The following is a 26,200-nucleotide window of genomic DNA, read 5'->3' on the forward strand; positions in this document are numbered from 1 at the left end:
GGTTTATCTCATAAATAGTGTGAATATTTGGATCACAGTCATATTTTCAACATCAGACGTTGCTGTTTTTGTAACAGATTGGATTTAATAACAAAACAATCAACATTTCATTGCAAAAATATCGCGGCCATAAAAAAGCCCCGCCAAATGGCGAGGCTTGTCCAGACCGGAATCACAGACGGTTAAGGGCGAGGAACAAAACCCACCACTTCGTACGCCTGTTTCAGGGTTTGCGCTGCGCGCGCTGAGGCTTTTTCTGCCCCGTCACGCATCACGCTGTTGAGGAAGTCACGGTCTTCACGAATACGGTGATACTCGGACTGCACGGGTTCCAGCATGGCCACCAACGCTTCACCGACGTCTTTCTTAAACGGCCCATACATTTCCACACCCTGGTACTGAGCTTCAATTTCAGCAAACGTTTTGCCAGTCGCCGCAGAATACAGACCCATCAGGTTAGAAATGCCCGCCTTGTTGTCCACGTCATGCGCAATACGCGGTGGGGTTTCCGTGTCTGTCTGAGCCTTGTTGATCTTCTTGATGATCGACTTCGGCTCTTCCAGCAAGGTGATGACGTTCTTGCGGTTATCATCCGACTTGGACATCTTCTTCGTCGCATCCTGCAGGCTCATGACGCGCGCATTCACTTGCGGGATGTACGGCTCCGGAATGGTGAAGATAGGCTGCTCAGGGCTGTAGATATTATTGAATCGGGTCGCGATATCACGCGCCAGTTCCAGATGTTGCTTCTGGTCACTGCCGACCGGCACCTGGTTGGCACCGTACAACAGAATGTCTGCCGCCATCAGTACCGGGTAATCGTACAGGCCAACGTTGACATCGTTGGCGTAACGTTGAGACTTGTCTTTGAACTGCGTCATGCGGTTCAGTTCACCCATCTGGGTGTAACAGTTAAGAAGCCAACCCAGTTGAGCATGCTCAGGTACGTGTGACTGAACAAAAAGCGTGCTCTTCTTAGGGTCAACACCAACCGCCAGACAGATCGCCAGTGCGTCCAACGTCGCTTCGTGCAGCGCTTTCGGATCCTGACGGACCGTAATCGCATGCAGATCCACCACGCAGTACTGACAGTCGTAATCGTCCTGCATCTGTTGCCATTGACGTAGAGCACCCAGGTAGTTACCGATACTTAGTTCACCTGACGGTTGAACACCACTCAATACAATGGGTTTGCTCATGGAATAGTTCCTTTGACTTCTTAATACCAGGGTTCAAAAAATGAAAAACCGTGCCCGCTGTCGCTGCACGGTTTAAGCAGTGTACTCATTGATGAGTATTTTGCTAGATCTTTTCCGCCAATTCGGCCGAAACGAGAACAACATCGAGTAACTGGGCAATGTTGTCGGCGACGTAGTCTGGACCGGCATTGGCGATAGGCTCACCATGGTTATACCCATAGGTCAGTCCAAACGAATGACAGCCGGCGTTTTTTGCCGCGAGAATGTCGTTTTTCGAATCCCCCACCATCAGCATCTGCTCGGCGCGGATCTGATGTTTGTCGATCAGCCATTGCAGGGCAATCGGGTTGGGTTTTTTCTCAGCAAACGCATCTCCGCCGAGCACGTCCACAAAGAAGGAATCGATACCGTGTTGCGTCAGGATCTCCGGTACAAACTGGGACGGTTTGTTGGTCACCAGCGCCAGCACAAACCCGGCATCACGCAACTCTTGCAGTGTTGCTTTGACATTCGGGTACAGGTGACTCAGCTTGTGATGCGTCTGGGCATAAAACGCATCAAACAGTGTCCGAGCCTCTGCCAGCAAAGACGGCGACAACGCCGGATCCACCGTCATACTCTGACTCAGCGCACGGCCAATCAATACGTCCGCACCGTTGCCAACGTAGTCACGCACCTGCGTTTCGCTGACGGCGGGATAACCAAGTTGACGTACCGCCTGATCAGCGGCCACGGCCAGATCCGGCACGCTATCGAGCAAGGTGCCATCCAAATCAAACGCAATCAGCTTAATGTCATTCAAATTCAAAACCGTATCCTGTTTCAGGGTTATTGTACTTTTTCAGGGTTATTGTACTTTTTCAGGGTTATTGTACTTCGGCCAGTTCAGCGCGCATTTGATCAATCACTTGCTGATAATCCGGCTGGCCAAAAATCGCCGAGCCGGCAACAAACATGTCTGCACCAGCCTGAGCAATTTCGCGAATGTTGTCGACTTTCACTCCCCCGTCGATTTCCAGGCGGATATCGCGTCCGGACTGATCGATCAGTTGTCGTACCGCGCGCAGTTTATCCAGCGTATGGGGAATGAACGACTGACCACCAAAGCCAGGGTTGACCGACATCAACAGGATCATGTCGACTTTGTCCATGATGAACTCCAGTTGCGACAAGGGGGTCGCTGGGTTGAGTACCACGCCAGCCTGACAACCGTGCTCTTTGATCAACTGCAGCGTACGGTCGACGTGTTCCGAAGCTTCAACGTGAAAGGTAATCATCGATGCGCCGGCTTTGGCAAAATCCGGGATGATGCGATCAACCGGTTTCACCATCAGATGCACATCGATCGGTGCCGTAATGCCATAGTCGCGCAGCGCTTTACACACTGGTGCACCAAAAGTCAGGTTCGGTACGTAATGGTTATCCATAACATCAAAGTGCACCACGTCGGCGCCAGCCGCCAACACCTTCTCTACGTCTTCACCAAGACGGGCAAAATCCGCTGACAGAATCGATGGAGCAATAAGAAAATCTTTCATACCTGACCTCTGGGCAATTGGGAAGAATGCAATCGATGGCTGCAATTCTACCCAACCGGGCACAGAGATCCTAGAAGCGGAGTGAATTATTCCTGGTTATCGTCGGCGGGTTTGAACAAGGCGAGTAACTCATCGACCTTATTGCGCCCGGCGCCATTGCGGCTGATGGTACGTTTGACTTTGACCACGTTAAGCTGCGCGCCATGGTATAAACGGCGCGTCAGCGTAGTATCGTGATTGGAGATCAATACTGGAATGCCACGCTCTGTGGCGGCCTTTTCTGCCACATCCGCCAAAGCGGCCTGATCATCCAGCGTAAAGCCGTTGCCAGCGTAAGAGGTGAAATTGGCGGTCGTCGACAGCGGCGCATACGGCGGATCGCAGTACACGACACTGCCTTTGCGTGCGCGCTTAAAGGTATCGGTATAGCTTTCGCAGACAAACGTCGCCTTGCGGGCTTTGTCGGCAAAAAACTCCAGCTCTTGTTGAGGGAAGTAAGGTTTTTTATACGAGCCGAACGGGACATTGAAGCCGCCTTTTTTGTTGTAACGGCACAAGCCGTTAAAACCAAAGCGGTTCATATACAAGAACGCCAGTGAACGGAACATCACGTCATCGGATTGATTGAACTCAGCCCGGATCGACAAGTACGCCTCTTTGCGGTTGTTGTCAGGCGTAAACCAGCGCTGCGCTTCCGAAATGTATTCTTGAGGACGCTCTTTGAGCAAATTATAGAGATTGATCAGATCCGGATTGATGTCCGCCAGCAAATAGTGATCGTAGTTGGTATTAAGAAACACCGAGCCCGCTCCCACAAACGGTTCAACCAGTTTACGAGCATCCGGGAGGTGGCGCTGAATATCTTCGACTAGACCATATTTTCCACCTGCCCATTTCAGGAAGGCTCGCTGCTTCTTCATCTACTGCTCTATCTATCAACCGCAAAAATAAGGCTGCGGAATGTAACATATTTTCAGGTGAATCTCAGGCTATTTTGCACGTTCGATCTCGCGCTGTACCTGACGAATGGATTTTGCCCAGGGCTCAAGCTGTTGCAATGCGTCCGGCAATGTCGCCACCGCATCACGGGCCAGTTGGATAGTCGGATAGTTCTGGTAGGTAACAATATACCAGTCCTGACCGCTACGTACCGTCGGGTAGACTCGCACTTTTCCGGCCAGCTGATACTGATCGATAAACTGCTGTACCTCTTGCAGACTGGTGACCGCCGCCAGTTGCAAAGTGTAACTGCGCGGTGAAAACGCCATCAGTTCTTCACGGGCAAATGAGAACTGCACTGCGGCTGGAGATGCAGCCGGCGCAGGCGGTTGTGCTGTGGTGCCTGGATCCGGAGTCTGGCGGACTGGCGTGTCAGCTGAGGGTTTATCTTGCACTTTGCCGTCTTCGGCCGTGTCTTGGGCCACCGCTGGTGTCTTATTCGTGGCCTTTGAGCTGGTTTTGCCTTCCAGTAGCGCGTCCACCACATCCGATGTGATCACCACCCGTTGCTGCTTGCTGTCGGCTTCACCGACCGAAGCTGTGGTATCAATCACATCCGGCGGCAGCGCCGCTGAATCGTCGTCCGCACCGGAGGCGGGCAGTTCACTCACATCGCCAGAAGTGGCTGTACCATCCTGCGGCAGTGTCGGTATCACAGTCTGTTCGCCGCCGGCGGTCAACTGCTCAATGCGCTCACCCGGCCCCGGCTGACTCATCATCCACCAGTAGCCGCCGCCAAGCAGAAGCAACAAGATCAGCACCAGCAGCGCAATTCGTACTGGAGAGCCGACGATGGAACGAATAATGATGCGTTTTTCAGCCTTCTGTTCACTAAGTGCCATAATCTCCCCCGGCGTGAGCGTCACTTTACGATACGCATGGCGCACCTGGCGTTCCATGTCATCTTCAACATAGCGCATCACCAGCTGTTCAAAAAACCGATCAGCCTCATTTTGCGAGAATGACTCAATTTCAATGTCGATCGGCCGAATATCCTGCCCGTCACTGAGTCGTTCCAGCAACCTATCGAGACTGCCGCTCTGACTGAACAGCACCACGCTGATGTTCCAGGCTGGTTGTTGCTGAGCGCGTTGCACTAATCGCCACAGCTCAGAAATCAGACCTTCACTCAACAGATGGGCGTCATCGACCACGATGACCAGATCGCAACTTTCGCCATCCAGCATGCGCGTGAGGCTATCAATCAGGCTGTCCTGAGGATTGAACGTACCACCGGACACGACTTGAGACAGCAAGGTAGAACGACGCTGATGGTCATCCTGACTCGGGTGACACAGCAACAATGACTGATCTTTGTCGCTGACCCAAGCTTCCAGATAACGTTGCGCCAGCCAGGATTTACCTGCCCCGGCGACGCCGGAGACATTCACCAGATTGGAACCAAACTCGGTCAGCAACCGCAGCCGCTCAAGCACTTGCGTTTGTGAGTCCAATTCCAGTACACGTAATTCATGAGACAAACTCATTGCGGCCGTCCTACCCGTTCAGCTATCTGCTATACCGTTGATTTTAGAAAGATAAGTATTCAGGCTATACCAAATCGCGACAGGCGTCGATCGCTTGTTCGATCACGGCTTCCGGTACCCCTTTGACCACGTCGGCGGTGCCGATACTGGTCGGCAAAACCAGACGCAACTCACCAGAGAGTACTTTCTTGTCGCGCATCATGTGTTGGAGGAAATCCGTGAATGTCATGCTTGGTGGTGTGTGCACCGGCAGGTTGGCACGACGCAGCAACGCCACGATTCGCTCCAAATCGACATCATCAATCATTCCCTGCAGTTGCGCAGTTTTGGCAGCCATGGCCATGCCTGAGGACACCGCTTCACCGTGCAGCCAGTTGCCGTAACCCAGCTCCGCTTCGATGGCGTGGCCAAACGTGTGACCGAGATTCAGCAGCGCGCGAATGCCCGATTCTTTTTCATCTTGTGCCACCACTTCGGCTTTAATTTGGCAGCAACGGGCAATAGCGTAGGTCAGGGCTTGCTCGTCCAGTGCATACAGCTTATCCAGGTTGGTTTCCAGCCAGGTAAAGAGATCCGCATCGTAGATGATGCCGTATTTGATCACTTCAGCCATACCGGCAGCAAACTCTCTCGCTGGCAAGGTTTTGAGGCAGTCGGTGTCAATGATGACGGCTTTCGGCTGATAAAACGCGCCGATCATGTTCTTACCGAGCGGATGATTCACGGCCGTTTTGCCGCCCACGGACGAATCCACCTGGGACAGTAAGGTGGTCGGGATCTGAATAAAATCCACACCGCGTTGATAGCAGGCAGCAGCGAATCCGACCAGATCGCCGATCACACCGCCCCCCAGGGCCACGATGACGACATCACGACTGACATTGCCTTCGAGCAAAAAGCTCATCACCTGGTTAAAAGTATCCAGAGTTTTGTATTGCTCACCATCGGGCAGCGTCAGCAGCGTGGCGTCACAACCGCGTTGTTCGAGCAAACTCAGAATAGTGTCAGCGTACAAAGGGGCGACCGTTTCATTGCTGATGACGACGACTTTTTGCTGCGCTGATAAGAGAGAAAGGTGGGCCGGATCATTGAATAATCCGGCACCAATTGAGATTGGGTAGCTACGCTCATCTAAACTGACCGTAATCCGTTCCATGGTAATCACTCCAAGGCTAAATAAAACGACTTAACGTTCTTCTAGCATTTTTACGATCTGGTTGGCTACCACTTTTGCACTTTGATCGTCCGTACGGACCGTGTAATCTGCGATTTCTTCGTACAGAGGGTTACGCTCTTCAGCCAGAGACTCCAGTACTTCACGCGGGTTGTCAGTTTGCAGTAGAGGTCGCTTCTTGTCGCGGTTGGTGCGTGCAAGCTGCTTCTCGATTGTTGTTTCCAAATAAACAACGATGCCACGGGCAGACAGACGGTTACGGTTCTCTTTGCTCTTGATTGAGCCACCACCGGTAGCCAGAACAATACCTTGTTCTTCGGTCAGATCATTGATCACCGCTTCCTCACGTTTACGGAAGCCTTCTTCACCTTCAACGTCAAATACCCATGCGATATCGGCACCTGTACGTTCTTCAATCACAGTATCTGAATCAACAAACTCCATATGCAGTTGTTGAGCTAGGTGTCTACCTATTGTGCTTTTGCCGGCGCCCATTGGGCCAACAAGGAAAATATTGCGTTTCTCAGCCATGTTTAGCAGTAATTTACAACGTTAATTCAATGACATCGCCACAAGAGACATCAGGCAGTCGCCTGCGATAGGAATGCTTGTGGCACCTATTCCTCACCGATAATTCGTGATAAGACCCGAAATTATCTAGATAAGGTGCCCCTAATGCAAATTTATTTTTCTCTCATCGCTGTTGGGCCGATCCGGCACCACACGCGGAGTGACAAAAATCAGCAGCTCACTTTTACCTAACTGCTCATAACTGCGGCGGAACAGCGCCCCGAGCAGTGGCAGATCACCCAGCAGTGGCACCTTGTCAGTAGTGTTGATGATGTTGTGCTGGAAAATACCGCCCAGCACCACGGTTTCGCCGTTGTTGACCAATACCTGAGTGCCAATCCGCTGGGTGTTGATCGCCACGGCTTCCCCGGTCCCGGTTTTGACCACTTCCCCGGGGCGGTCCTGCGTGACATTCAAATCCAGTATTAAACGGTTATCCGGTGTGATTTGCGGCGTCACTTTAAGACTCAGTACCGCTTTTTTAAACGCCACCGACGTCGCCCCGCTGGAGGTGGATTCCAGATAGGGGATCTCGGTGCCCTGTTCGATGTACGCCGCCTGTTTGTTGGTGGTGATCAGCCTCGGACTGGAAATGATTTCCGCTTTGGACTCGCGCTGCAGCGCCGACAGTTCCAGATCGAGCAGCAGATCCGAACCGAGCTTGGCAACCTGAAATGCGATCGACGACGCTCCCGGAGAACTGGCGGCGAGATTGACGTTAAGAAAATCATCCACCGGTAACTGCTCGACATCTGCCAGACCCGCCTGGAACCAATTGCTCTCGATACTGGCACCGACACTGGTGTCACCATGTGTGGTACTGAAGCCCCAGCGAACCCCCAGTTCATCGAGATTACCTTCACTGATACTGACAATACGCGCTTCAATTTGCACCTGTTTGACCGGCACATCCAGTGCCGCCACCATCTGCCGGATCTCCCTCAACAACAGGGGTGATTCACGGATCAGCAACGCATTAGTCCGTTGGTCCACCGAGATCGCGCCTTGCTCCGACAACATACTGAAGGCACCATCACCCCCCAACATCTTTGCCACATCGGCGGCGTTGGCAAAACGAACCGGTATGATGGCCGACTGCAGCTCCCCGGCCCTTTGCGCCTGACGCTGATGCTGAGCCCGCGACTCCAGTTCCGCCAGTGGCGCTACCAACACCACATTGCCCTCAACCCGCTTCCCCAAGCCTTTGACCTGTAAGATGGTGTCTAAAATCTGCTGCCAGGGAACCCCGTCCAGACGCAGAGTCAAATTACCGCTGACCGAATCAGCGACCACCAGATTGAATTGGTTGTAGTCGGCAATCAGCTGCAACACACTGCGTACCGGTATGTCCTGGAAGTTGATCGACATAGGCTGGCCACGTGCAGCAAAACGCGCTTCCTGAGGCGACGTGTGACGCGCAGCAACCGTCATCACCAAACGCGCGCCATCGAGTCGATAGTCGTATTCAAACGCCCCATCGATCGCCAGTTGCAACATCGCCCCATCGGCAGTTCGGCTTATCTTTATGCGTGAGACAGGTGTCGCGAAATCGGTCACATCCAGGATCGCCAGTTGCGCATCATCAACCTGAGTGTGCAATAGCTCCACCAGCAGCCCGCTTTCAACTCGCCGGACATCCAGCACCACTGTTTCAGACGACAGCACCGCCACAATGTTGGCTTGCTGCGACTCTCCAAGGCCAAAATCGACGCTCAGCAGTTGATTCATAGGGGCGGCCATCACTGACAAACTGAGCAGCGCGTGCAGCAGAGCACACCATAAATAGAAGGTCGGTGAGCCGTGGGGACGTAACAATCCGTGTTTCATAATTCCTTTCCGTCGTCGTTTATTGCATCGTCAGCGTGACTGGGTGGCGGGTCCAGCATCCGTCTCCGTCGGGGAGAATCTCTTCTACCACCAGTTGGTGATCAGACACCTCCAGCACCTGACCGGCCGCAGCGCCCAGCCACTCTCCCGGCGATACAGATTCAACCCGGCCTTGTGGCGTTGCAACCAACGCCCGGATGGCTCTCCCTTTGCCCATGGTGCCGGTTAAGCGCAGCGATGCGAGTGCCACACCAGCCAGTCGCACAGGCACACTGCTCGCGGGCGGCGCCACACCACAACGGGCGGCGGGCTTATCGGTTGTTGGCACCACCACATCCTGCGGCAGAGCGAACGGCGAGCGCGCCGCTGATTGGCGATAGGCCGCCGTTGGAACGCCACTATCCAACACGTCAGGGGCGATGGAGGCAGCAGAGTCTGCGGGCACTGTCCAGTTCGGCAACGCCTGCTGATTCGCACGGCACCCACACAGCAATGTGACCCACAGCAGCACACACATGACGTTAGTCATTCGGCTTTCCCTCAGGTTGATACTGATAAGTAACGGCGCGCGCCCGCACCTGCAGTTGCTCACTGTCCGGCGTGACCCTTTGCCAGCGCAATTCATCGAAATGGATCAATCTTGGCAACGCCGCAATGGCGGCCACAAAGCGGCCGATATCGTGATACTCACCCTTCCATTCCAGATTCAGCGGCAGGCGATACAGATCGCCCTGTCGCTGACGCGCGCCCCAATCGATGCGGCTGATCGTCAGTTGGTGCTGCACACCCGCCTGATTCACCGCCGCCAGCAAACTGGCCAGCTCCTGCTCGGCAGGTAACGCGCGCAACTGCGCGTCAAACGCTTGCTGGGCTTGACGCAATTGCCGTTGCTGAGCCGGAAGCGGCGCCACCTGCAACGCCGTCCGTTCAAGGTACTCACTGAGCTCGCTCTCCTGCTGACGCAGTTGATGCAGCGTCGTTAGCTTGGGAGATAAGTAAAATTGATAACCAAGCAGTTGCATCAACAAGAGCCCGGCGACCAACGCCCCACCCTGCGCGATACGCGGCCACTCCGCCATATCCGTCAGTTCCAGTGCTCGCCACTCAGTCATTCTCATTCACCAAAGGCGCCTCTTCGAGCAAAGAAAAAGACAACTCAAATTGCGCGAAAGGCCGTTCAAAACGTGCGACTCCCTGGATCACTGAGTGCATATTGATGCCACTCACTTGCCTGGCTTGCTCAAGATTGGCCAGCAGACGAGTCAACGTCGCGGTGTTATCACCGACCCCGCTCAGGCGCACCCGCTGGCCATTGAGCGTCAACGTATCCAGATACACGCCGTCCGGGATCCACCCGGGTAACGCATTGAGCAGATTTGTGGTCCGGTTACGCTTCGTCTGTATGGCGGTCAGGATCGCCTGACGCTGAGCCAGCGCGTTGAATTTCTCACGGGTATCAAGCCATTGATGGTGGTGACGGGCCAGCACTTCCTGCTGCTGATGCAACAGGGTCATCCGACGTTGCTGATGCTGCCGTTGGGTTTCGAGGTAAGCGCCCCCCAAACGTAAGGCAATGCCGCTTAACAGCGCCATCACTAGCGCCATGAGATAAAAGCGGCGCCGGTAGCGGGCCTGCTCGAACTCTCGCCAGGGGAACAGATTGATGTCATGCACCATAGCGCGACTCCTGCCAGTGTAATGCGCGCAGCGCAATACCAAGCGCGCCCGCAAAAGAAGCGCCACCTTGTGGAATTTGTTCCAGTAACGGCCAGGGCACCTCAAGCTGACAAGTCAGTGCCAACGCGGCAGACAAACGCGGAGCCATACTCTGCGCGCCCCCGCCAGTCAGCACAAGGCACTGCACACTCTCCTCACCGTGAACCGAGCGGCACATTTGAATATCACGCCGAAGCTGACTGATCAGTAGCTCCGGGTCCAACCGCGGAGTGTCTCCGGCCGGGCGATGCTCCAGCGTCTTGTAAAATGCCGGCTGAGTGACAAAATTACGCCCTATCAACGTACGCGTTAAACCAACATCCACCAGCAACGCGTTGCGCTCGCTCAGCGCAGGAGTCTGCTGCCAGAGTTGCAACAGAGCCTGCGCATCCGTCGTCATATACAACGGACGCAAACCGGCCCGTTTGAGCACCCGTATCCACTGTTCGACCAGCTCACGTTTGGTGGCATACACCTGATAACGCAGCTCAACAGACGAAACGGGCACAAAATCCAGGCTCAGCGCTTGCGCCGGAAACGCCGATTGGCGGACAAATGCCTCACTGACCGCCAAGGCTTCCTCGTCCGCAGCAGGGGCGCTATCTAGTTGTAAAGTTTTGGTTATTACCACATTGTCGGGGACAGATATCGCGACTTTGCCATTAAACCAAGGCAATCCCTTCCTTAGTTCTTTGAGTTTCTTTACAATTTCCTGATAATTTAACTTGTGGTTATCAGAGAATATGGCGTTCGTTACTGCCACCTCATGATAACCAACCAATACGTGTGCTTCGCACACAGGTTTGATCACCACAGCTTTAAGACTGTGATGACCGATATCAATGCCAGTAACTAGTGATTTACCCATACAGCTTAGCTCCAGTGACTATGCTTAGCTCAGAACGCTTTAGTTGGTGGTTTAACAACACGACGAAATTTTTGAGCTAAGTTTTTAGCTTAGAGTACAAGGGTTTGCATATACGCAGCCTAAACTAATCAGGGATTATCCGGTGAAGTTCATAAAGCGATTGTTCATTTTTATATTGATTTGCACGATTCTTGGAGTCGGTACAATTTTTGGTTTTTACCTGTACGTAAAACCAGAATTGCCAGACATCGCGACGCTCAAAGACGTCAAACTCGAGACTCCGATGCAAGTCTTCAGCGAAGACGGGAAGCTGATTTCACAGTTTGGTGAAAAACGTCGAATTCCGGTCACCTACGACGAAATTCCGCAGCATCTGATCGAAGCGCTGATTGCGACCGAAGACAGCCGTTTCTATGAGCACCCGGGTGTGGATCCGATTGGTATTGCCCGTGCCGCGTTCGTGGTCGCCCTGTCCGGCCATGCTAAACAAGGGGCGAGTACCATCACCCAACAATTGGCTCGTAACTTCTTCCTCACCAACGAAAAAAGCATCATGCGTAAAGTCAAAGAGATCTTTATCGCCGTGCACATTGAACAGTTGCTGAGCAAGCAGGAAATCATAGAGCTGTACGTCAATAAGATTTTCCTCGGTTACCGCTCTTACGGATTCGGTGCCGCAGCGCGGGTCTACTTTGGGAAAGACCTCAAAGATCTGAGCCTGAACGAAATTGCCGTTCTGGCCGGTATGCCGAAAGCGCCGTCGACCATGAACCCGCTGTATTCGATCGAGCGGGCGACCTCGCGCCGCAATGTCGTACTGATGCGTATGCTGGATGAAAAATACATCACGCAACAGGAATACGATCAGGCGCATTCTGAGCCCGTTGTGGCCAGCTACCATGGCGCGCAGATTCAATTGCATGCACCGTATGCCGCAGAGATGGCCCGGGCCTGGGCGATTGCACAGTACGGCGAAGACGCCTACACCTCGGGCATGAAGATCTTTACGACCATCGATTCTAAGCTGCAGGAAGCGGCCAACCGTGCCGCGATCGACAACCTGCTGGGGTACGATGAACGTCATGGTTACCGCGGCGCTGAAAAAGTGCTTTGGAAAGACGGCGAAACAGCCTGGACAGTCAAACAGATCGACGCCGAGCTGGACAACGTACCGACGTATGGCCAACTGATCCCGGCAGTGGTGACTAACGTTGACGGTAAGAGTGCCACCGTCGAAGTCAAAAACCGCGGAGCGCAGACTCTGCAATGGGATGAGATCGACTGGGCAAGAAAGTTCATCAATGACAATCGTCAGGGCTCAGCCCCGAATAATGCCAGCGATATACTGAACGTCGGCGAACAGATCTGGGTACGCCAGGTCAGTCAGGCAGCAGAAAAAGAGGGGGAGCCCGCTCGTCAGGTATGGCGTTTAAGCCAGGTACCAAGTGCTCAAACTGCATTTGTCGCCGTTAATCCGGACAACGGCGCTGTGCTGGCAATGGTGGGCGGATTTAACTACGTACACAATAAGTTTAACCGTGTGACCATGTCAGTGCGTCAGGTGGGATCCGGTATCAAGCCGTTCATTTACTCCGCCGCGCTCGACCATGGCATGACCCTCGCGACGCTGATCAATGATGCGCCAATCAACAAATGGGACAAGAGTCAGGGCACCGCGTGGCGTCCGAAGAACTCACCACCAACCTACGTCGGCCCTACCCGCCTTCGCGTTGGTCTGGCTCAGTCGAAAAACGTCATGGCTGTGCGTGTACTGCGCGCCGTCGGACTGGATGAAACCCGGAATTACCTGCCCCGCTTTGGCTTTGACATCAACCAGGTGCCACACTCTGAGACCATCGCTCTGGGGGCTGGCAGCCTAACACCAATGAAACTGGCGCAGGGTTACTCAGTCTTCGCCAATGGCGGTTACTATATCGAACCTTTTGTCATCAAGCGTGCCGAAGGGCCGTTTGGTGATGAGCTGTTCAAGGCTACGCCGAAAACCATCTGTCGTCAGGACTGTCCTCAAGAGCCACAACCGACCGCAGCCAATGAGTTTGCTGAGCACGACATCACTGAGACCACCGAAAGCAGCGAGACTCCATCATATGCACCTCAGGTGATCTCCTCTCAGACGGCCTTCCTGGTACGAGAAATGATGTACAGCAACATTTGGGGTGGTGGCAGCTGGCGCGACGGCACGGGTTGGAATGGCACCGGCTGGCGGGCTCAGAAACTGGAACGTCGCGATATCGGCGGTAAAACCGGTACCACCAACGATTCCAAAGACGCCTGGTACAACGGTTACGCGCCGGGGATCGTTGCCATTGCCTGGGTCGGCTTTGACGATCACAACCGCAACCTGGGACGCACCACACCGAACCGCAACTTAGGCAAAGGACAAATTTCCGGCGCCGAAGCCGGGGCGAAAACCGCCCAGCCAGCCTGGATTGAGTTCATGCGCACCGCGCTTAACGGCGTACCACAGCAAGACAAAGCGATCCCGGCCAATATCGTTCGGGTACGCATTGATCGCGACAGCGGTATGCTGACCAATAAGACTGATGGCAGTTCAATGTTTGAGTATTTCGAAAACGGCACCGAGCCGAAAGAGTACATCAGCGACAGCTTCAGCGACAGCATCTACAGCAACAGTGAAGACGACGAAGGCCTGTTCTGATCCGGGCTAAAACGCAAAAGGCTGAAGGGAAACCTTCAGCCTTTTTTATACCGATGACCGATTCAGTTCAGGCCGCTTGCGAAGCGTGATGCTCGGTGAGACGCGCTTTGATGGCTGCAGCCAGCTGTTCAAAACGCTGTCTTAACGGCGAGCCTGGGCGATAAACCAGTACAATACTGCGAGACGGTTCCGGGTTGACCGCTTTGAGGTAACACACCCCATCTTTTTGCTTTTCGCTTGGCAGTGACAGCTCTGGCAAGAGAGTAATACCCGCGCCAGCCGCGACCATATTGCGCAGCGTTTCCAGGCTGGTGGCCTTAAAACGCTCATCGTCTTTGGCGCCGGCCGCAAAACAGAAACCGAGTGCCTGATCGCGCAGACAGTGGCCGTCCCCCAGAGCCAGTACGGTTTTACCACTCAGCTCATGCATGTCCACTTCATCCAGCTTGGCCCATTCATGATCGCACGGCACCGCAACACTCAGAGGTTCGTTATACACTTCAATCTCTTTAAACGCTGACGTCTCCGCGACTGACGCCAGCACCAGGCAATCGAGCTTGCCATCTTCCAGTTCGCGCACCAGTTGCTGGGTCTGGGCTTCATGTAGGTAAAGCTCCAGCTCAGGGAACTGGTCTTTAAGGAACGGGACAATACGCGGCAATATGTACGGCCCCACGGTGGGAATGAAGCCAATGTGCATCGGTCCGCTCATGGCGCCACTTTGACCGCTGGCCATGTCACGAAAGTTTTTGACTTCGTTCAGTACCCGCTTGGCCTGCTCCACCAGTTGCAAGCCCGACTCGGTGAACAGTACCCGGCGGCTACTGCGCTCGAGCAGCACCGTACCTAGCTCATCTTCCAGCTTGCGAATTTGCCCGCTCAGTGTCGGCTGACTGACGAAACAGGCCTCGGCCGCTTTGCGGAAATGCTTATGTTCTGCCAAGGCAACCAAATATTCAAAATCACGAATGTTCATCGCTGTTTTGATCTCCCCATTTAATAGAAAGGAACTATCAAAACCATAGCATCAAACGATTAGAGCTATCAAAAGGTTTTTTCGATAATAACGTTATTGCATGCAGCGCACCACTTACCGCGTCGCATTGACCGAACTCTAAGAATCAGAAGGAAACCGTATGTTTGCATCGAAAGAAGGCCAGGCTGTACCACAAGTGACTTTCCCTACCCGTCAGGGCGATAGCTGGGTCAATGTCACCAGCGACGAGCTGTTTAACAACCGAACCGTGATCGTTTTCAGTCTGCCGGGTGCCTTCACGCCGACCTGCTCATCCAGCCATTTGCCACGATACAACGAGCTGTTTCCGGTGTTTAAAGAACATGGGGTCGACGCCATCTTATGTGTATCGGTGAACGATGCTTTTGTGATGAACGCATGGAAAAACGATCAGGAAGCGGACAACATTACGTTCATTCCTGACGGTAACGGTGAGTTTACTCAGGGAATGGGCATGCTGGTGAACAAAAATGAGCTCGGATTTGGTCCGCGCTCTTGGCGCTACAGCATGCTGGTCAAAAACGGCATTGTGGCCAAAATGTTTATCGAACCGAATGAACCGGGCGACCCGTTCAAAGTGTCTGACGCAGATACTATGCTGGCTTATGTGGCGCCCGAGTACAAAGTGCAGGAGTCGATCACCGTATTCAGCAAACCAGGCTGTCCATTCTGCGTCAAGGCCAAACAAAACCTGATTGACCACGGTTTGCAATACGAAGAAGTGATCTTGGGCAAAGATGCCACAACCGTCAGCCTGCGTGCCATCTCCGGCCGCTCAACTGTACCCCAAGTCTTTATCGGCGGAAAACACATCGGTGGCAGCGAAGAGCTGGAAAGCTACCTGGGCTGAACCTTATTCGGCTGACGCATCGCGCACTCCTGGACACCCCCCAACGCCTCTTCACTGCTGTGGCACGAAGAGGCGTTTCTCTGTTTTGCCCGACAATACAACCCTAAAAAAAGCCAGACGATCACCTCATGACTTCGCGATATACTGTCAAGGTAGAGTGCGGAGGAAGGCATGGGATGTCATGACTGCCAGGAAAACTGGTTCTGGAAGAAAATCGGCCGTTGTCAGCGCTGCATGGATCAGCTGACGGTCTTATCTGTGTTGTGCTGGATTATCTGGTGGCTGGGATTTCGTCACGATCCGGCCAGTATTGAGTCGATCAGTTTGATCATTGCCGGCTTTGCGTTTAACGGGTTGCTGTTTTTGCATCTGTGGATGCGCTTTGTGATCCTGCCCTGGCGCAAACGGCAAAGAAAATAGCGCACATTACTCGCCAGTCAGCCGAATAGTCAGAGCCATCTGCCAGATACAAAAAAGCCCCAAAACCAAACTGTAGTCTCGGGGCCCTCTTAGATTCTTCTAAGAAAAAGCAGTGGTACTTTAATAGACTCTGCCTTTTCTTATTGGTTCCCAAAAATTCGATCTTTTTTGATCTTTTTTCTGAGAAAACTTAAACATCGATAACAATCAATCAGTTAAGCAACATTCACGCGAGTAATAACTTGTTCAACGAGATTGATCTCCAACGCCACTTCATCACAGGCATGCTGACGCGGGCACTGGTCACAGTCTTTGAGGACTTTCTCCGGCAGCAAGGATTTCGAGGTCGGTAAAAAGGCCTGCTTCATAAAAAACTCCGGCGTACGGGTCAGGACAAACACTTTTTTGATCGCCATCTGACGCGCTTTCTCCACCAAGTGCTGCACAATCGCCGTGCCCTGTCCCTGGCCTTGCCAACCAGCTTCAATCCCGAGTGAACGGATTTCGGCCAGTCCTGAATCATAAACGTACAGCGAAGCACACCCGGTGACTTCCCCGTGATGTTCGGCGACAGCAAATGAGCCGATGTCGCGCACCAACTCACTGCGCGAGCGCGGCAGGTTCTCGCCAAGGTTCGCCCAGTAAGCCACCATACCTTCGAGCGCTTCAATATCCGTCAGCCTCGCCGAGCGCACTTTGACCGCAGACGCATCGCGTTTATCCAGACGCTTCTCCGCCTCATTCACCGCATAAGCGACCTGCTTGGGTGACACACCACCGAGCGCGCAACGCTTCTCCAGGCAGGATTCGATGGTCAGAATCGCATACACATCCGCTTCAATCACCTCCGAGAACGCTTTCAGCTCTGGCAGTGACAACTCTTCCAGTGCGCAGCCTTTCTCTATTGCTCCGACCACCGCCACACCAACGATGTGGTGCGCTTCCCGGAACGGAATCCCCTTGGCCACTAAATAATCGGCCAGTTCAGTGGCATTGGCGTACCCCTGTTTCGCCGCCTCCAGCGTCCGCTCAGCATTCACTTTAATGCCATCAAAGCACAACGCCGCCATTTCCATGCAATCGTTCCAGGTGTCAAGCGCATCAAACAGGCCTTCTTTGTCTTCCTGCATGTCTTTGTTGTACGCCAACGGCAAGGCTTTAACGGTCATCATCATGGCCGCCAGAGCGCCGTAAACCCGACCGGTTTTCCCCCGAATCAACTCCAGAGCATCCGGGTTCTTTTTCTGAGGCATCAACGACGAGCCTGATGTCACGGTATCCGCCAGTTCAATAAAACCGGACTCCCCCGAATTATAGAAGATCATATCTTCCGCCAGACGCGACAGGTGGAGCATCGACACCGACGCCACCGACATCAGTTCCATGACGTGATCGCGATCCGATACCGAATCGAGTGAGTTACGGGTAGCACGCTGAAAACCCAGATTGTGCGCCAGTTTTTCCCGATCAATCGCATAAGCGGTTCCGGCCAGCGCACCCGAACCGAGCGGGCACGTGTCGAGCCGCTTGAGCGCGTCAGCAAGACGTGAATAGTCCCGCTCAAACATCTCCACGTAGGCCAGACACCAGTGAGCAAAGGTCACCGGCTGTGCCCGTTGTAAATGAGTATAACCCGGTAACACGGTGTTCTGATGCTGACTGGCAACCTCAACCATTTTGACCTGGAGCCGATCGAGCGCCATCAGCAGTTGGTGCCCTTGTTGACGACACCAGAGTTTCAGATCGGTCGCCACCTGATCGTTCCGTGACCGGCCGGTATGCAGCTTTTTGCCCAGATCTCCGACTTTGCCAATCAACTGTTGCTCCACCCATGAGTGAATGTCTTCGGCATCGGAGCGCAGGATCTGGTGTGGGTCTTCCATCACCTCGAGCTTAAGCTCATTGAGCGCCAACTCTAGCTTCTGCTGCTCTTCATCCGTCAGTACCTCGACTGACAGCAGTGCTTTTGACCAGGCAATCGAGCCGACAATGTCCTGCTCAGCCAATCGGTAGTCAAAGCGAAGTGAATCGTTGAATTCTTTGAACCGTGTGTCTGCCGCTTGGGTAAATCTTCCGCCCCATAATGCCATTGCGTCTCTCCTAATGCTCACTATTCACTGCTGTGCTACGATGGTACCTGACTCGCAATCAGGTTATTTTTTGTGTTCGTCAACGTTACGGTATGTTGAACAAAAAATAAAGTAAAAATTCACTTTTAAAACATACTTATTCACGACGTAAACTTATCACTACAACGAGCCTATCTCTGTAAAAATAAAGCCCGCTTGCATAAACAAGCGGGCTTTGTTGTTCCACCATCAGATGAGTATTTATTTTATCGCCTGACGATACGACAACCGTTACTGACGCTTTTTGGCTTCATTGAGCGCCCGGATGCGGCTCGACAGCGAGTACAGGCGGATGAAGCCGCCAGCATGGCTGTGATCGTACACGTCGTCATCACCAAAGGTGGCGAACTCTTCGGAATACAAACTGTTGTCGGAACGCTTCTGCGTAACCGTTGCCTGACCTTTGTACAGTTTCACGACAACTTCACCGTTGACGTCCTGTGCCAGTTCTTCAGACGCGGCCAGAATAGATTTGCACAGTGGTGTGAACCAGCGACCATCATACACCAGATGCGACGCTTTCAGGCCCAGCTCTTCACGAAACTCAAACGCACTTTTATCCAGCACCAGTTGCTCTACAGCGCGCAGCGCTTCCATCATGATGGCGCCTCCCGGAGTTTCGTAGCAGCCACGGGATTTCATACCGACCAAACGGTTCTCAACGATGTCGATACGGCCGACGCCATGTTTGGCACCTTTTTCATTCAGGTATACCAGTGCGTTGTACGGCGTCATCTGTTCACCATCGACACAGACCACTTCGCCCTTAGCGACTTTCAGCGTGACATACTCTGCTTCGTTTGGCGCCTGCTCCGGATCCACGGTCCAGACCCAACAGTCTTCGTTCGGTGCATTCCAGGTATCTTCCAGTACACCGCCTTCGGTTGAGATGTGCCAAGCGTTTGCGTCACGTGAGTAAATCTTGGTTAGTGATGCGCTGCACGGAATGTTACGCTCAGCCAGGTAATCCAGACACTCTTCACGGCTGACCAGATCCCATTCACGCCATGGAGCGATCACATGCAGATCCGGCGCCAGTGCCGCAAATGCACCTTCAAAACGTACCTGGTCATTACCTTTACCGGTACAGCCGTGACACAGTGCATCGGCCCCTACCTGACGTGCAATCTCTACCTGTGCTTTGGCGATGATCGGCCGTGCCATTGACGTGCCAAGCAGATATTTCCCTTCATAATAAGCACCGGTTTTCAGCGTCGGATAGATGTACTCGGCCACCATTTCTTCTTTCAGGTCAACCACGTAGCATTCGGACGCACCCGATGCCTTGGCTTTCTCTTCAATCCCGACCAGCTCATCTTCACCCTGACCAACATCAGCCACAAACGCGACCACTTCACAATCGTAATTCTCTTTCAGCCACGGGATGATCACTGAGGTATCCAGACCGCCAGAATATGCGACAACAACTTTATTCACTTCAACTTTGCTCATTTTCTCTCTCCTAATTTCCCCAGCCTGCGCCTGGCGGTCAGTGCTCAGGAATACTTCCATTCTTTGCTCTTTCAATTGTCTGGGTGTTTTTGCGCGGTTACTGCGGCAAAAACTGAGTCCCAATACTTGTGCCGCCAAACAGCTGCGTCAGTTTTTCAGGGTAACGCCAGGTGGCCACTTCTATCGGCCGACCCAGGTCCGCTGCCGCCTGTAACGCCGCTTGGACTTTGACGATCATGCCGTCGGTGATGACCTGCCCCTCGATCAGCTTATTGGCCTGAACTTCATCCAGTCGCTTAATCAAATGGCCTTTGCCATCCAGCACACCGCTGACGTCCGACAGCAACACCAGCTCCGCATCCATCGCCCCCGCAACAGCGACGGCCGCCTGATCAGCATTGACGTTCATCATCTGACCGTCCGTCGTCAGGCCAATGGAACTGATGATCGGCAGTGCACCGGTCGCAAGGATCGCTTGCAACACCGCTGAGTTGCCGGGCAACGCTTTGCCAACCGCGCCAAGCTCCGCGTCCAGCTCTTCCACCACGCACAAACCGCCATCCGCCAGACTCAGACCCACCGCATTCAAGCCATCTTTGATCGCCTGACCTTGTAGCATCTTGTTCGCCGTGCCCGCCAAAGCGCCGGCAATCAATGGAATCTGATCGTACGGGGTCACCCGCAAACCGTGTTTTTTCTCGGTTTTGAGCTGAAGCTTGCTCATCAGATCGTCCACCAGATAACCCCCACCGTGGACGATCACAATTCGTCGCTGAGCCTGATTCTGGTAGTCAGCAATCGCGCCAAAAACCTGGCTGAGCGTTTCAGTGCAAGACAATGCCGCACCGCCTAATTTGATCACCAATGGTGTCATGTTGTTATCCGTCATAACGTTTCCTTCAGCCTGCTTACAGCAGCGCAGTTAACTCAGAAAAACCGTAGTGAATGTTTAAACACTGCATCGCTTGACTCGATGCGCCTTTGAGCAAGTTATCGATCGCCGCGATGACAATGATGTGCTCGCCCTGAACCTTCCAGCTGATATCGCAGAAAGGGGTAAATTCAACGTCCTGAATCCGGGGGATGGTGGTTTTGATTCGAACCGCCGGCTTATCCTGATAGGCCTGATGAAAAGCCTGTTCGATTGCGTCTGCGGTCACACCCGGTTGCAACTTCATGGTAATCGTCGCCAGAATGCCGCGCTTAAAGTTGCCCAGATGAGGCGTGAATATCACGTCGCACCCCAGATGATGGGCAATTTCCGGCTGATGACGGTGCGTAAACACGCCGTATGGCTGCAAGCTCACTTCACAGAAGCTGTTGGTCATCGAGGCTTTACGCCCGGCACCGGAGACACCACTGGTGGCGTTGATCACAGGCCATTGGCCGACATCCAGCAAACCGGCGCAAACCAAAGGCTTGATCGCCAGTTGAGAAGCGGTCGGGTAGCATCCTGCCACGGCAATCAACTGAGCCTGTTTAATAGCCTCGCCATTCCATTCCGCCAGACCATATGCCGCGTTATCCAGCCACTCGGCGTGCTGATGTGTAAAGCCATAAAAATCGGTGTAAAACGCATCATTTTTCACCCGGAAGGCACCGGATAAATCAAACACTTGGCAACCGTGATCCAGCAGTATTGGGGCGATGTCATGGCTGACCTCATGCGCCGTTGCCAAAAACACCACATCCGCCTCTTTGGCGACCTGTGCCACGTCCACCAGAGGCTGCACCACCTGCTGCACCACACCGGAGAGTTTGCCGTGCAACTGAGAAATACACTTTCCGGCATCCAGGCTATTTGCAGACACGTATAAACCTGCTAGCGTGAGTTGAGGGTGTTTTTCCACCATGAGGGCCAACTCGGCCCCGGTGTAACCGCTGGCGCCAATGATTGTGGTTTTAAGCATCTCAGACATCCCGATTCAAGGTAAAAAGCACACTTTAAAAGTGATTATTAATCTAACAAAAAGAGCTTATAATGATTTTTTATTCACTCGATATGATTTAATATGTGTTTTACCGATTTAATGTATTTCTGTCAACCGTAGAAGCGAAGATAATATGCAATTACCGAGTTTTATTGAGGTCTACCGTGGCCTGATTTCGACCTCTTCCATCAGTTCTACCGACCCGAGTTGGGACGAAGGCAACAGCAAAGTGATTGAAAAGCTTGCCACCTGGTTAAAAGATCTCGGCTTTGAGGTGCAGGTGACCGAAGTGGAACCGGGTAAAATGAACCTGTTGGCGAAAAAGGGTCAGGGGGAAGGCGGATTGCTGCTGGCTGGTCACTCTGACACCGTCCCCTTCGATCAGGGGCGCTGGAACTACGATCCACACGCACTGACCGAAGACAACAACCGGTTTTACGGGCTCGGGACAGCCGACATGAAAGGCTTTTTTGCATTTATTGTAGAGGCCGTCAAAAAGGTCGACTGGAGTAAGCAAAGCAAGCCCCTCTATATCCTCGCCACCTGCGATGAAGAGACCACGATGCTGGGCGCACGCCACTTTACCGCCGATGCGCCAGTCAAGCCGGACTATTGCATCATCGGTGAACCCACCAGTCTGGTGCCGATCCGGGGCCACAAAGGTCACGTTGCCAATGCGATCCGAGTCACCGGGAAATCCGGCCACTCCTCCGATCCGGCGCTGGGCGTCAACGCGATTGAGATCATGCATGAAGTGCTGTTTGCCATGATGCAACTGCGCGATCGTCTGATCAAAGAGTACCACCATCCGGGATTTGCGATTCCAAGCCCGACCCTCAATCTCGGTCATATTCACGGCGGTGACAGCGCTAACCGTATCTGTGGTTGCTGTGAACTGCACTACGACGTGCGCCCCTTACCGGGCATTAGCCTGGACGGCCTGAACAATATGTTGCGTGACGCGCTGAAAGAGATTGAAACTAAATGGCCGGGCCGGATTGCTATTACACCACTGCACGAGCCTATTCCCGGCTACGAATGCGAGCACGACCATCCGTTTATCAGCAGCATGGAAGGCATTTGCAATACCGCTTCACAAACGGTCAACTACTGTACCGAAGCCCCCTTCCTGCAGCAGTTGTGTCCGACACTGGTCCTCGGTCCGGGCTCAATTGATCAGGCCCATCAGCCGGATGAGTTTCTCGCGTTCGAATTTATCGATCCGACGATCAATATTCTGTCGAAGGCGATGTACCAATACTGCTTCTGATCGGCCAGACAACGCGTACCTCAGATCAGTATGTGCGGTTGTCGTCTGGCAGACTTTTTTGTAATTAACTTTCAACATATTCCGACAAAATGACGAATTGAATACATCGCGACGGATACGCGTAATAATTGCAAACTTAAGCGGCTTTATTTGACTCCGAGCAATATTTTTAGCTAGATTGGGTGTCTAATAAGGAACATTGGATGTAATTTTTTTTCAAGGCAGGAAGACAATGAACGAAAAATACGCTGCGCTCAAAAGTAACGTAAGTATGCTGGGCCATCTGCTTGGTAACACCATTCGCGACGCTGAAGGCGACGTTATTTTAGAGAAAGTAGAAACGATTCGTAAACTTTCCAAGTCTGCCCGCTCAGGCAGTCAGGAAGACCGAGAGCGCCTGATCGAAGAGATAAAAAGTCTGCCGAATGAGCAGCTAACACCGGTTGCACGCGCCTTTAACCAATTTCTGAATCTGACCAACATCGCCGAGCAATACCACACCATTTCACGTCATTGTGAAGAACACGTGTGTGAACCGGACGCCATCAATGCCCTGTTCAGCAAACTGACCCAAAATGACATCAGTAAGCTGGACACTGCGCAGGCCATTCGGGATCTGAACATCGAGCTGGTCCTGACCGCGCACCCAACCGAAATTACCCGTCGGACCATGATCAATAAGCTGGTCAAGATTAACGAATGCCTCTCCAAGCTTGAGCTGAGCGACCTGGCTCCGAAAGAGCGGCATAAAACAGAGCGTCGCCTTGATCAATTGATTGCCCAAAGCTGGCACTCGGATGAGATCCGTAAACAGCGCCCAACCCCACTGGACGAAGCCAAATGGGGCTTTGCGGTGGTCGAAAACTCGTTGTGGGACGCCGTGCCGGACTTTTTGCGCGAGCTGGATGAACGCCTGAGCCACTACATCGGTGAAGGACTGCCGATTGATGCACGTCCGGTGCATTTCTCATCCTGGATGGGCGGCGACCGTGACGGTAACCCGTTTGTCACCCACACCATTACCCGCGAAGTGCTGCTGCTGTCGCGCTGGAAAGCCGCCGATCTCTACCTGGCTGACATCAATGAGCTGATCAGCGAACTGTCGATGACCAAGAGCAACGACGCCGTACGCGCGCTGGCGGGTGACGACGAGCACGAACCTTACCGTGCCATTTTGAAACAGCTGCGTAGCCTGCTGAACGAAACCAAAGAGATCCTCGACGCCAAAATCCATGGCCAAAAACTGGCGGTGAAAGCCCCGCTGCAAAAAGTGGAACAGCTGTGGGAACCACTTTACGCCTGTTACCAGTCTCTGCACGAATGCGGGATGGGCGTGATTGCCGATGGCTCACTACTGGACACGCTGCGCCGGGTGAAAGCGTTTGGCGTCCATCTGGTTCGCCTCGATATCCGCCAGGAAAGCACCCGTCATTCTGAGGTACTGTCAGAGCTAACCCGTTACCTGGGTATCGGCGACTACGATCAATGGAGCGAGCAAGATAAAATTGCCTTCCTGACCAATGAACTGGCCTCGAAGCGCCCGTTGCTACCACTCGACTGGCAGCCATCTGAGCCGGTAAAAGAAGTGCTCGATACCTGTAAAATCATCGCCGTTCAGCCCCGAGAAGCCTTTGGTGCCTATGTAATTTCCATGGCGCGCACGGCGTCTGATGTTCTGGCCGTACACCTGCTGCTGCAAGAAGCTGGCTGCCCATACCGCATGGATGTCTGCCCACTGTTTGAGACGCTGGACGATCTGAACAACGCTGAAGCGGTGATTCAACAGTTGATGGGCATCGATCTGTATCGCGGCTTTATTCAAAACCACCAAATGGTGATGATCGGTTACTCCGATTCAGCCAAAGACGCCGGTGTAATGGCGGCAGGCTGGGCTCAGTACCACGCGATGGAATCCCTGGTCAAAGTGGCCGAAGCCGAAGGCGTGGAACTGACGCTGTTCCACGGCCGGGGAGGAACGGTCGGCCGTGGCGGCGCACCGGCGCATGCGGCCCTGCTGTCTCAGCCTCCGAAAAGCCTCAAAGGCGGCCTGCGCGTTACCGAGCAGGGCGAGATGATTCGCTTTAAACTGGGTCTTCCGGATGTCGCGGTCAACAGTTTTAATCTGTACGCGAGCGCCATACTGGAAGCCAACCTGCTGCCACCGCCAGAGCCAAAGCAAGAGTGGCGCGATCTGATGGAAGTATTGTCGCAAGTCAGCTGTGAAGCCTATCGCGGTGTGGTACGTGGTGAAGCGGACTTTGTCCCCTACTTCCGTCAGGCGACTCCAGAACTGGAGTTGGGCAAACTGCCGCTGGGTTCACGCCCTGCGAAGCGCAACCCGAAGGGTGGAGTGGAAAGCCTGCGTGCGATTCCCTGGATTTTCTCCTGGAGCCAGAACCGCCTGGTTCTGCCTGCGTGGCTCGGTGCCGGCGAAGCAATTCAGTATTCAATCGACCAGGGCCATCAGGCACTGCTGGAAGAAATGTGTCGTGAGTGGCCGTTCTTCTCAACCCGTTTAGGTATGCTGGAAATGGTCTACTCGAAGTGTAACGCCGAGATCTCCCGTTACTACGACCAACGACTGGCCGATCCGGCGCTGCTGCCACTCGGAGACCGATTGCGCGCGCAATTGCAAAAAGACATCAAAGCAGTGCTCAATGTTGAGAACAACGAAAACCTGATGCAAAGCGATCCTTGGGGTCTGGAATCCATTCGTCTGAGAAATATCTACGTTGAGCCACTCAACATGCTCCAGGCAGAGCTGCTGTACCGGACAAGACAGACAGAAACCGCGTCACCAGAGCTGGAAGATGCGCTGATGGTCACCATTGCCGGGATTGCCGCTGGTATGCGTAACACCGGTTAAACTGGCGAATTCATCCGCCACAAGTATAAATTCGAGGCCAACGTATCACGTTGGCCTTTTGTTTGTTCTGCTTACACACTCATTTATGAGAGCATAAAAATTCACAAAAAGGTCAATTAAGACCAACATGTAAGAATTTAAAACTACTTACAAATTAATATTGAGTGTTTTGTCAGTTTTTTGGGCAATTTTGTCCATCTATTCTACTT

The 26,200-nt window shown here is 53.3% G+C and carries 22 protein-coding genes; 5 read left to right on the top strand and 17 right to left on the bottom strand.

Annotated elements, in window-relative coordinates:
• Positions 1–182 precede the first annotated feature (182 nt).
• From trpS to pilM, 12 genes are all read right to left on the bottom strand, one after another.
• Positions 183–1,199, bottom strand: coding sequence for a tryptophan--tRNA ligase (gene trpS, locus CAG65_RS06405; protein WP_021704504.1), 1,017 nt, complete (start codon positions 1,197–1,199; stop codon positions 183–185).
• A gap of 103 nt (positions 1,200–1,302) precedes the next feature.
• On the bottom strand, positions 1,303–2,007 hold the full coding sequence (locus tag CAG65_RS06410) for a phosphoglycolate phosphatase (protein WP_021704505.1): 705 nt from the start codon (positions 2,005–2,007) through the stop codon (positions 1,303–1,305).
• Between the two features lie 58 nt (positions 2,008–2,065).
• Entirely contained in the window at positions 2,066–2,737 is a 672-nt protein-coding gene (gene rpe / locus CAG65_RS06415) for a ribulose-phosphate 3-epimerase (protein WP_021704506.1), read from the bottom strand.
• Between the two features lie 86 nt (positions 2,738–2,823).
• Complete coding sequence (locus tag CAG65_RS06420; RefSeq protein ID WP_021704507.1) at positions 2,824–3,657, bottom strand: Dam family site-specific DNA-(adenine-N6)-methyltransferase; 834 nt, start codon at positions 3,655–3,657, stop codon at positions 2,824–2,826.
• Between the two features lie 69 nt (positions 3,658–3,726).
• Entirely contained in the window at positions 3,727–5,223 is a 1,497-nt protein-coding gene (locus CAG65_RS06425; protein ID WP_161452920.1) for an SPOR domain-containing protein, read from the bottom strand.
• A 64-nt stretch (positions 5,224–5,287) separates the two neighbouring features.
• A complete protein-coding gene (gene aroB / locus CAG65_RS06430; RefSeq protein ID WP_161452922.1) occupies positions 5,288–6,379 on the bottom strand; it encodes a 3-dehydroquinate synthase in 1,092 nt (363 codons plus the stop codon).
• Between the two features lie 30 nt (positions 6,380–6,409).
• Positions 6,410–6,928 carry a shikimate kinase AroK gene (gene aroK, locus CAG65_RS06435; RefSeq protein ID WP_021704510.1) on the bottom strand — a complete coding sequence of 173 codons (519 nt, stop codon included), beginning with the start codon at positions 6,926–6,928 and terminating at the stop codon, positions 6,410–6,412.
• Positions 6,929–7,069: 141 nt separating this feature from the next.
• Entirely contained in the window at positions 7,070–8,794 is a 1,725-nt protein-coding gene (locus CAG65_RS06440) for a type IV pilus secretin PilQ (protein WP_161452924.1), read from the bottom strand.
• A 19-nt stretch (positions 8,795–8,813) separates the two neighbouring features.
• Positions 8,814–9,323, bottom strand: a complete 510-nt coding sequence (locus CAG65_RS06445) for a pilus assembly protein PilP (RefSeq protein ID WP_161452926.1) — start codon at positions 9,321–9,323, stop codon at positions 8,814–8,816.
• Positions 9,316–9,906 (bottom strand): type 4a pilus biogenesis protein PilO, encoded by a 591-nt coding sequence (locus tag CAG65_RS06450; RefSeq protein ID WP_161452928.1) that lies wholly within the window; start codon positions 9,904–9,906, stop codon positions 9,316–9,318. The genes CAG65_RS06445 and CAG65_RS06450 overlap by 8 nt, the downstream gene beginning before the upstream one ends.
• Positions 9,899–10,471 carry a PilN domain-containing protein gene (locus tag CAG65_RS06455; protein WP_161452930.1) on the bottom strand — a complete coding sequence of 191 codons (573 nt, stop codon included), beginning with the start codon at positions 10,469–10,471 and terminating at the stop codon, positions 9,899–9,901. The genes CAG65_RS06450 and CAG65_RS06455 overlap by 8 nt, the downstream gene beginning before the upstream one ends.
• Entirely contained in the window at positions 10,461–11,378 is a 918-nt protein-coding gene (gene pilM / locus CAG65_RS06460) for a type IV pilus biogenesis protein PilM (RefSeq protein WP_161452931.1), read from the bottom strand. Before pilM ends, CAG65_RS06455 begins: the two co-directional genes overlap by 11 nt.
• 142 nt (positions 11,379–11,520) lie before the next feature.
• Between pilM and CAG65_RS06465 the strand changes: the two genes are divergently transcribed.
• Entirely contained in the window at positions 11,521–14,058 is a 2,538-nt protein-coding gene (locus tag CAG65_RS06465; RefSeq protein WP_161452933.1) for a PBP1A family penicillin-binding protein, read from the top strand.
• 67 nt (positions 14,059–14,125) lie between these two features.
• Here the strand turns inward: CAG65_RS06465 and oxyR are convergent, their stop codons facing one another.
• Positions 14,126–15,034 carry a DNA-binding transcriptional regulator OxyR gene (gene oxyR / locus CAG65_RS06470; RefSeq protein ID WP_161452936.1) on the bottom strand — a complete coding sequence of 303 codons (909 nt, stop codon included), beginning with the start codon at positions 15,032–15,034 and terminating at the stop codon, positions 14,126–14,128.
• 160 nt (positions 15,035–15,194) lie between these two features.
• On the opposite strand from oxyR, the gene CAG65_RS06475 reads away from it, so the two are divergent.
• Positions 15,195–15,923: a glutathione peroxidase gene (locus CAG65_RS06475; RefSeq protein WP_021704518.1), complete on the top strand. Its 729-nt coding sequence runs from the start codon at positions 15,195–15,197 to the stop codon at positions 15,921–15,923.
• 171 nt (positions 15,924–16,094) lie between these two features.
• The gene (locus tag CAG65_RS06480) at positions 16,095–16,343 is read left to right on the top strand and encodes a DUF3624 domain-containing protein (RefSeq protein ID WP_021704519.1); all 249 of its coding nucleotides are present in this window, start codon (positions 16,095–16,097) and stop codon (positions 16,341–16,343) included.
• A 215-nt stretch (positions 16,344–16,558) separates the two neighbouring features.
• Here the strand turns inward: CAG65_RS06480 and argH are convergent, their stop codons facing one another.
• The 4 genes from argH to argC form a co-directional block, all read right to left on the bottom strand.
• Positions 16,559–18,433, bottom strand: a complete 1,875-nt coding sequence (gene argH / locus CAG65_RS06485) for an argininosuccinate lyase (RefSeq protein WP_021704520.1) — start codon at positions 18,431–18,433, stop codon at positions 16,559–16,561.
• 270 nt (positions 18,434–18,703) lie between these two features.
• Positions 18,704–19,924, bottom strand: coding sequence for an argininosuccinate synthase (locus CAG65_RS06490; RefSeq protein WP_021704521.1), 1,221 nt, complete (start codon positions 19,922–19,924; stop codon positions 18,704–18,706).
• Positions 19,925–20,021: 97 nt separating this feature from the next.
• Positions 20,022–20,813, bottom strand: coding sequence for an acetylglutamate kinase (gene argB, locus CAG65_RS06495; protein WP_021704522.1), 792 nt, complete (start codon positions 20,811–20,813; stop codon positions 20,022–20,024).
• Between the two features lie 19 nt (positions 20,814–20,832).
• Positions 20,833–21,834, bottom strand: coding sequence for an N-acetyl-gamma-glutamyl-phosphate reductase (gene argC, locus CAG65_RS06500; protein WP_161448625.1), 1,002 nt, complete (start codon positions 21,832–21,834; stop codon positions 20,833–20,835).
• A gap of 154 nt (positions 21,835–21,988) precedes the next feature.
• Between argC and argE the strand changes: the two genes are divergently transcribed.
• Both argE and ppc read left to right on the top strand, forming a co-directional pair.
• Positions 21,989–23,125, top strand: coding sequence for an acetylornithine deacetylase (argE, locus tag CAG65_RS06505; protein ID WP_021704524.1), 1,137 nt, complete (start codon positions 21,989–21,991; stop codon positions 23,123–23,125).
• Positions 23,126–23,357: 232 nt separating this feature from the next.
• Positions 23,358–25,991, top strand: a complete 2,634-nt coding sequence (ppc, locus tag CAG65_RS06510) for a phosphoenolpyruvate carboxylase (RefSeq protein WP_161452938.1) — start codon at positions 23,358–23,360, stop codon at positions 25,989–25,991.
• The last annotated feature ends 209 nt before the right edge of the window (positions 25,992–26,200 follow it).

It is taken from the genome of Vibrio sp. V39_P1S14PM300 (assembly GCF_009904765.1).
Classification (GTDB): Bacteria; Pseudomonadota; Gammaproteobacteria; order Enterobacterales; family Vibrionaceae; genus Vibrio; species Vibrio proteolyticus.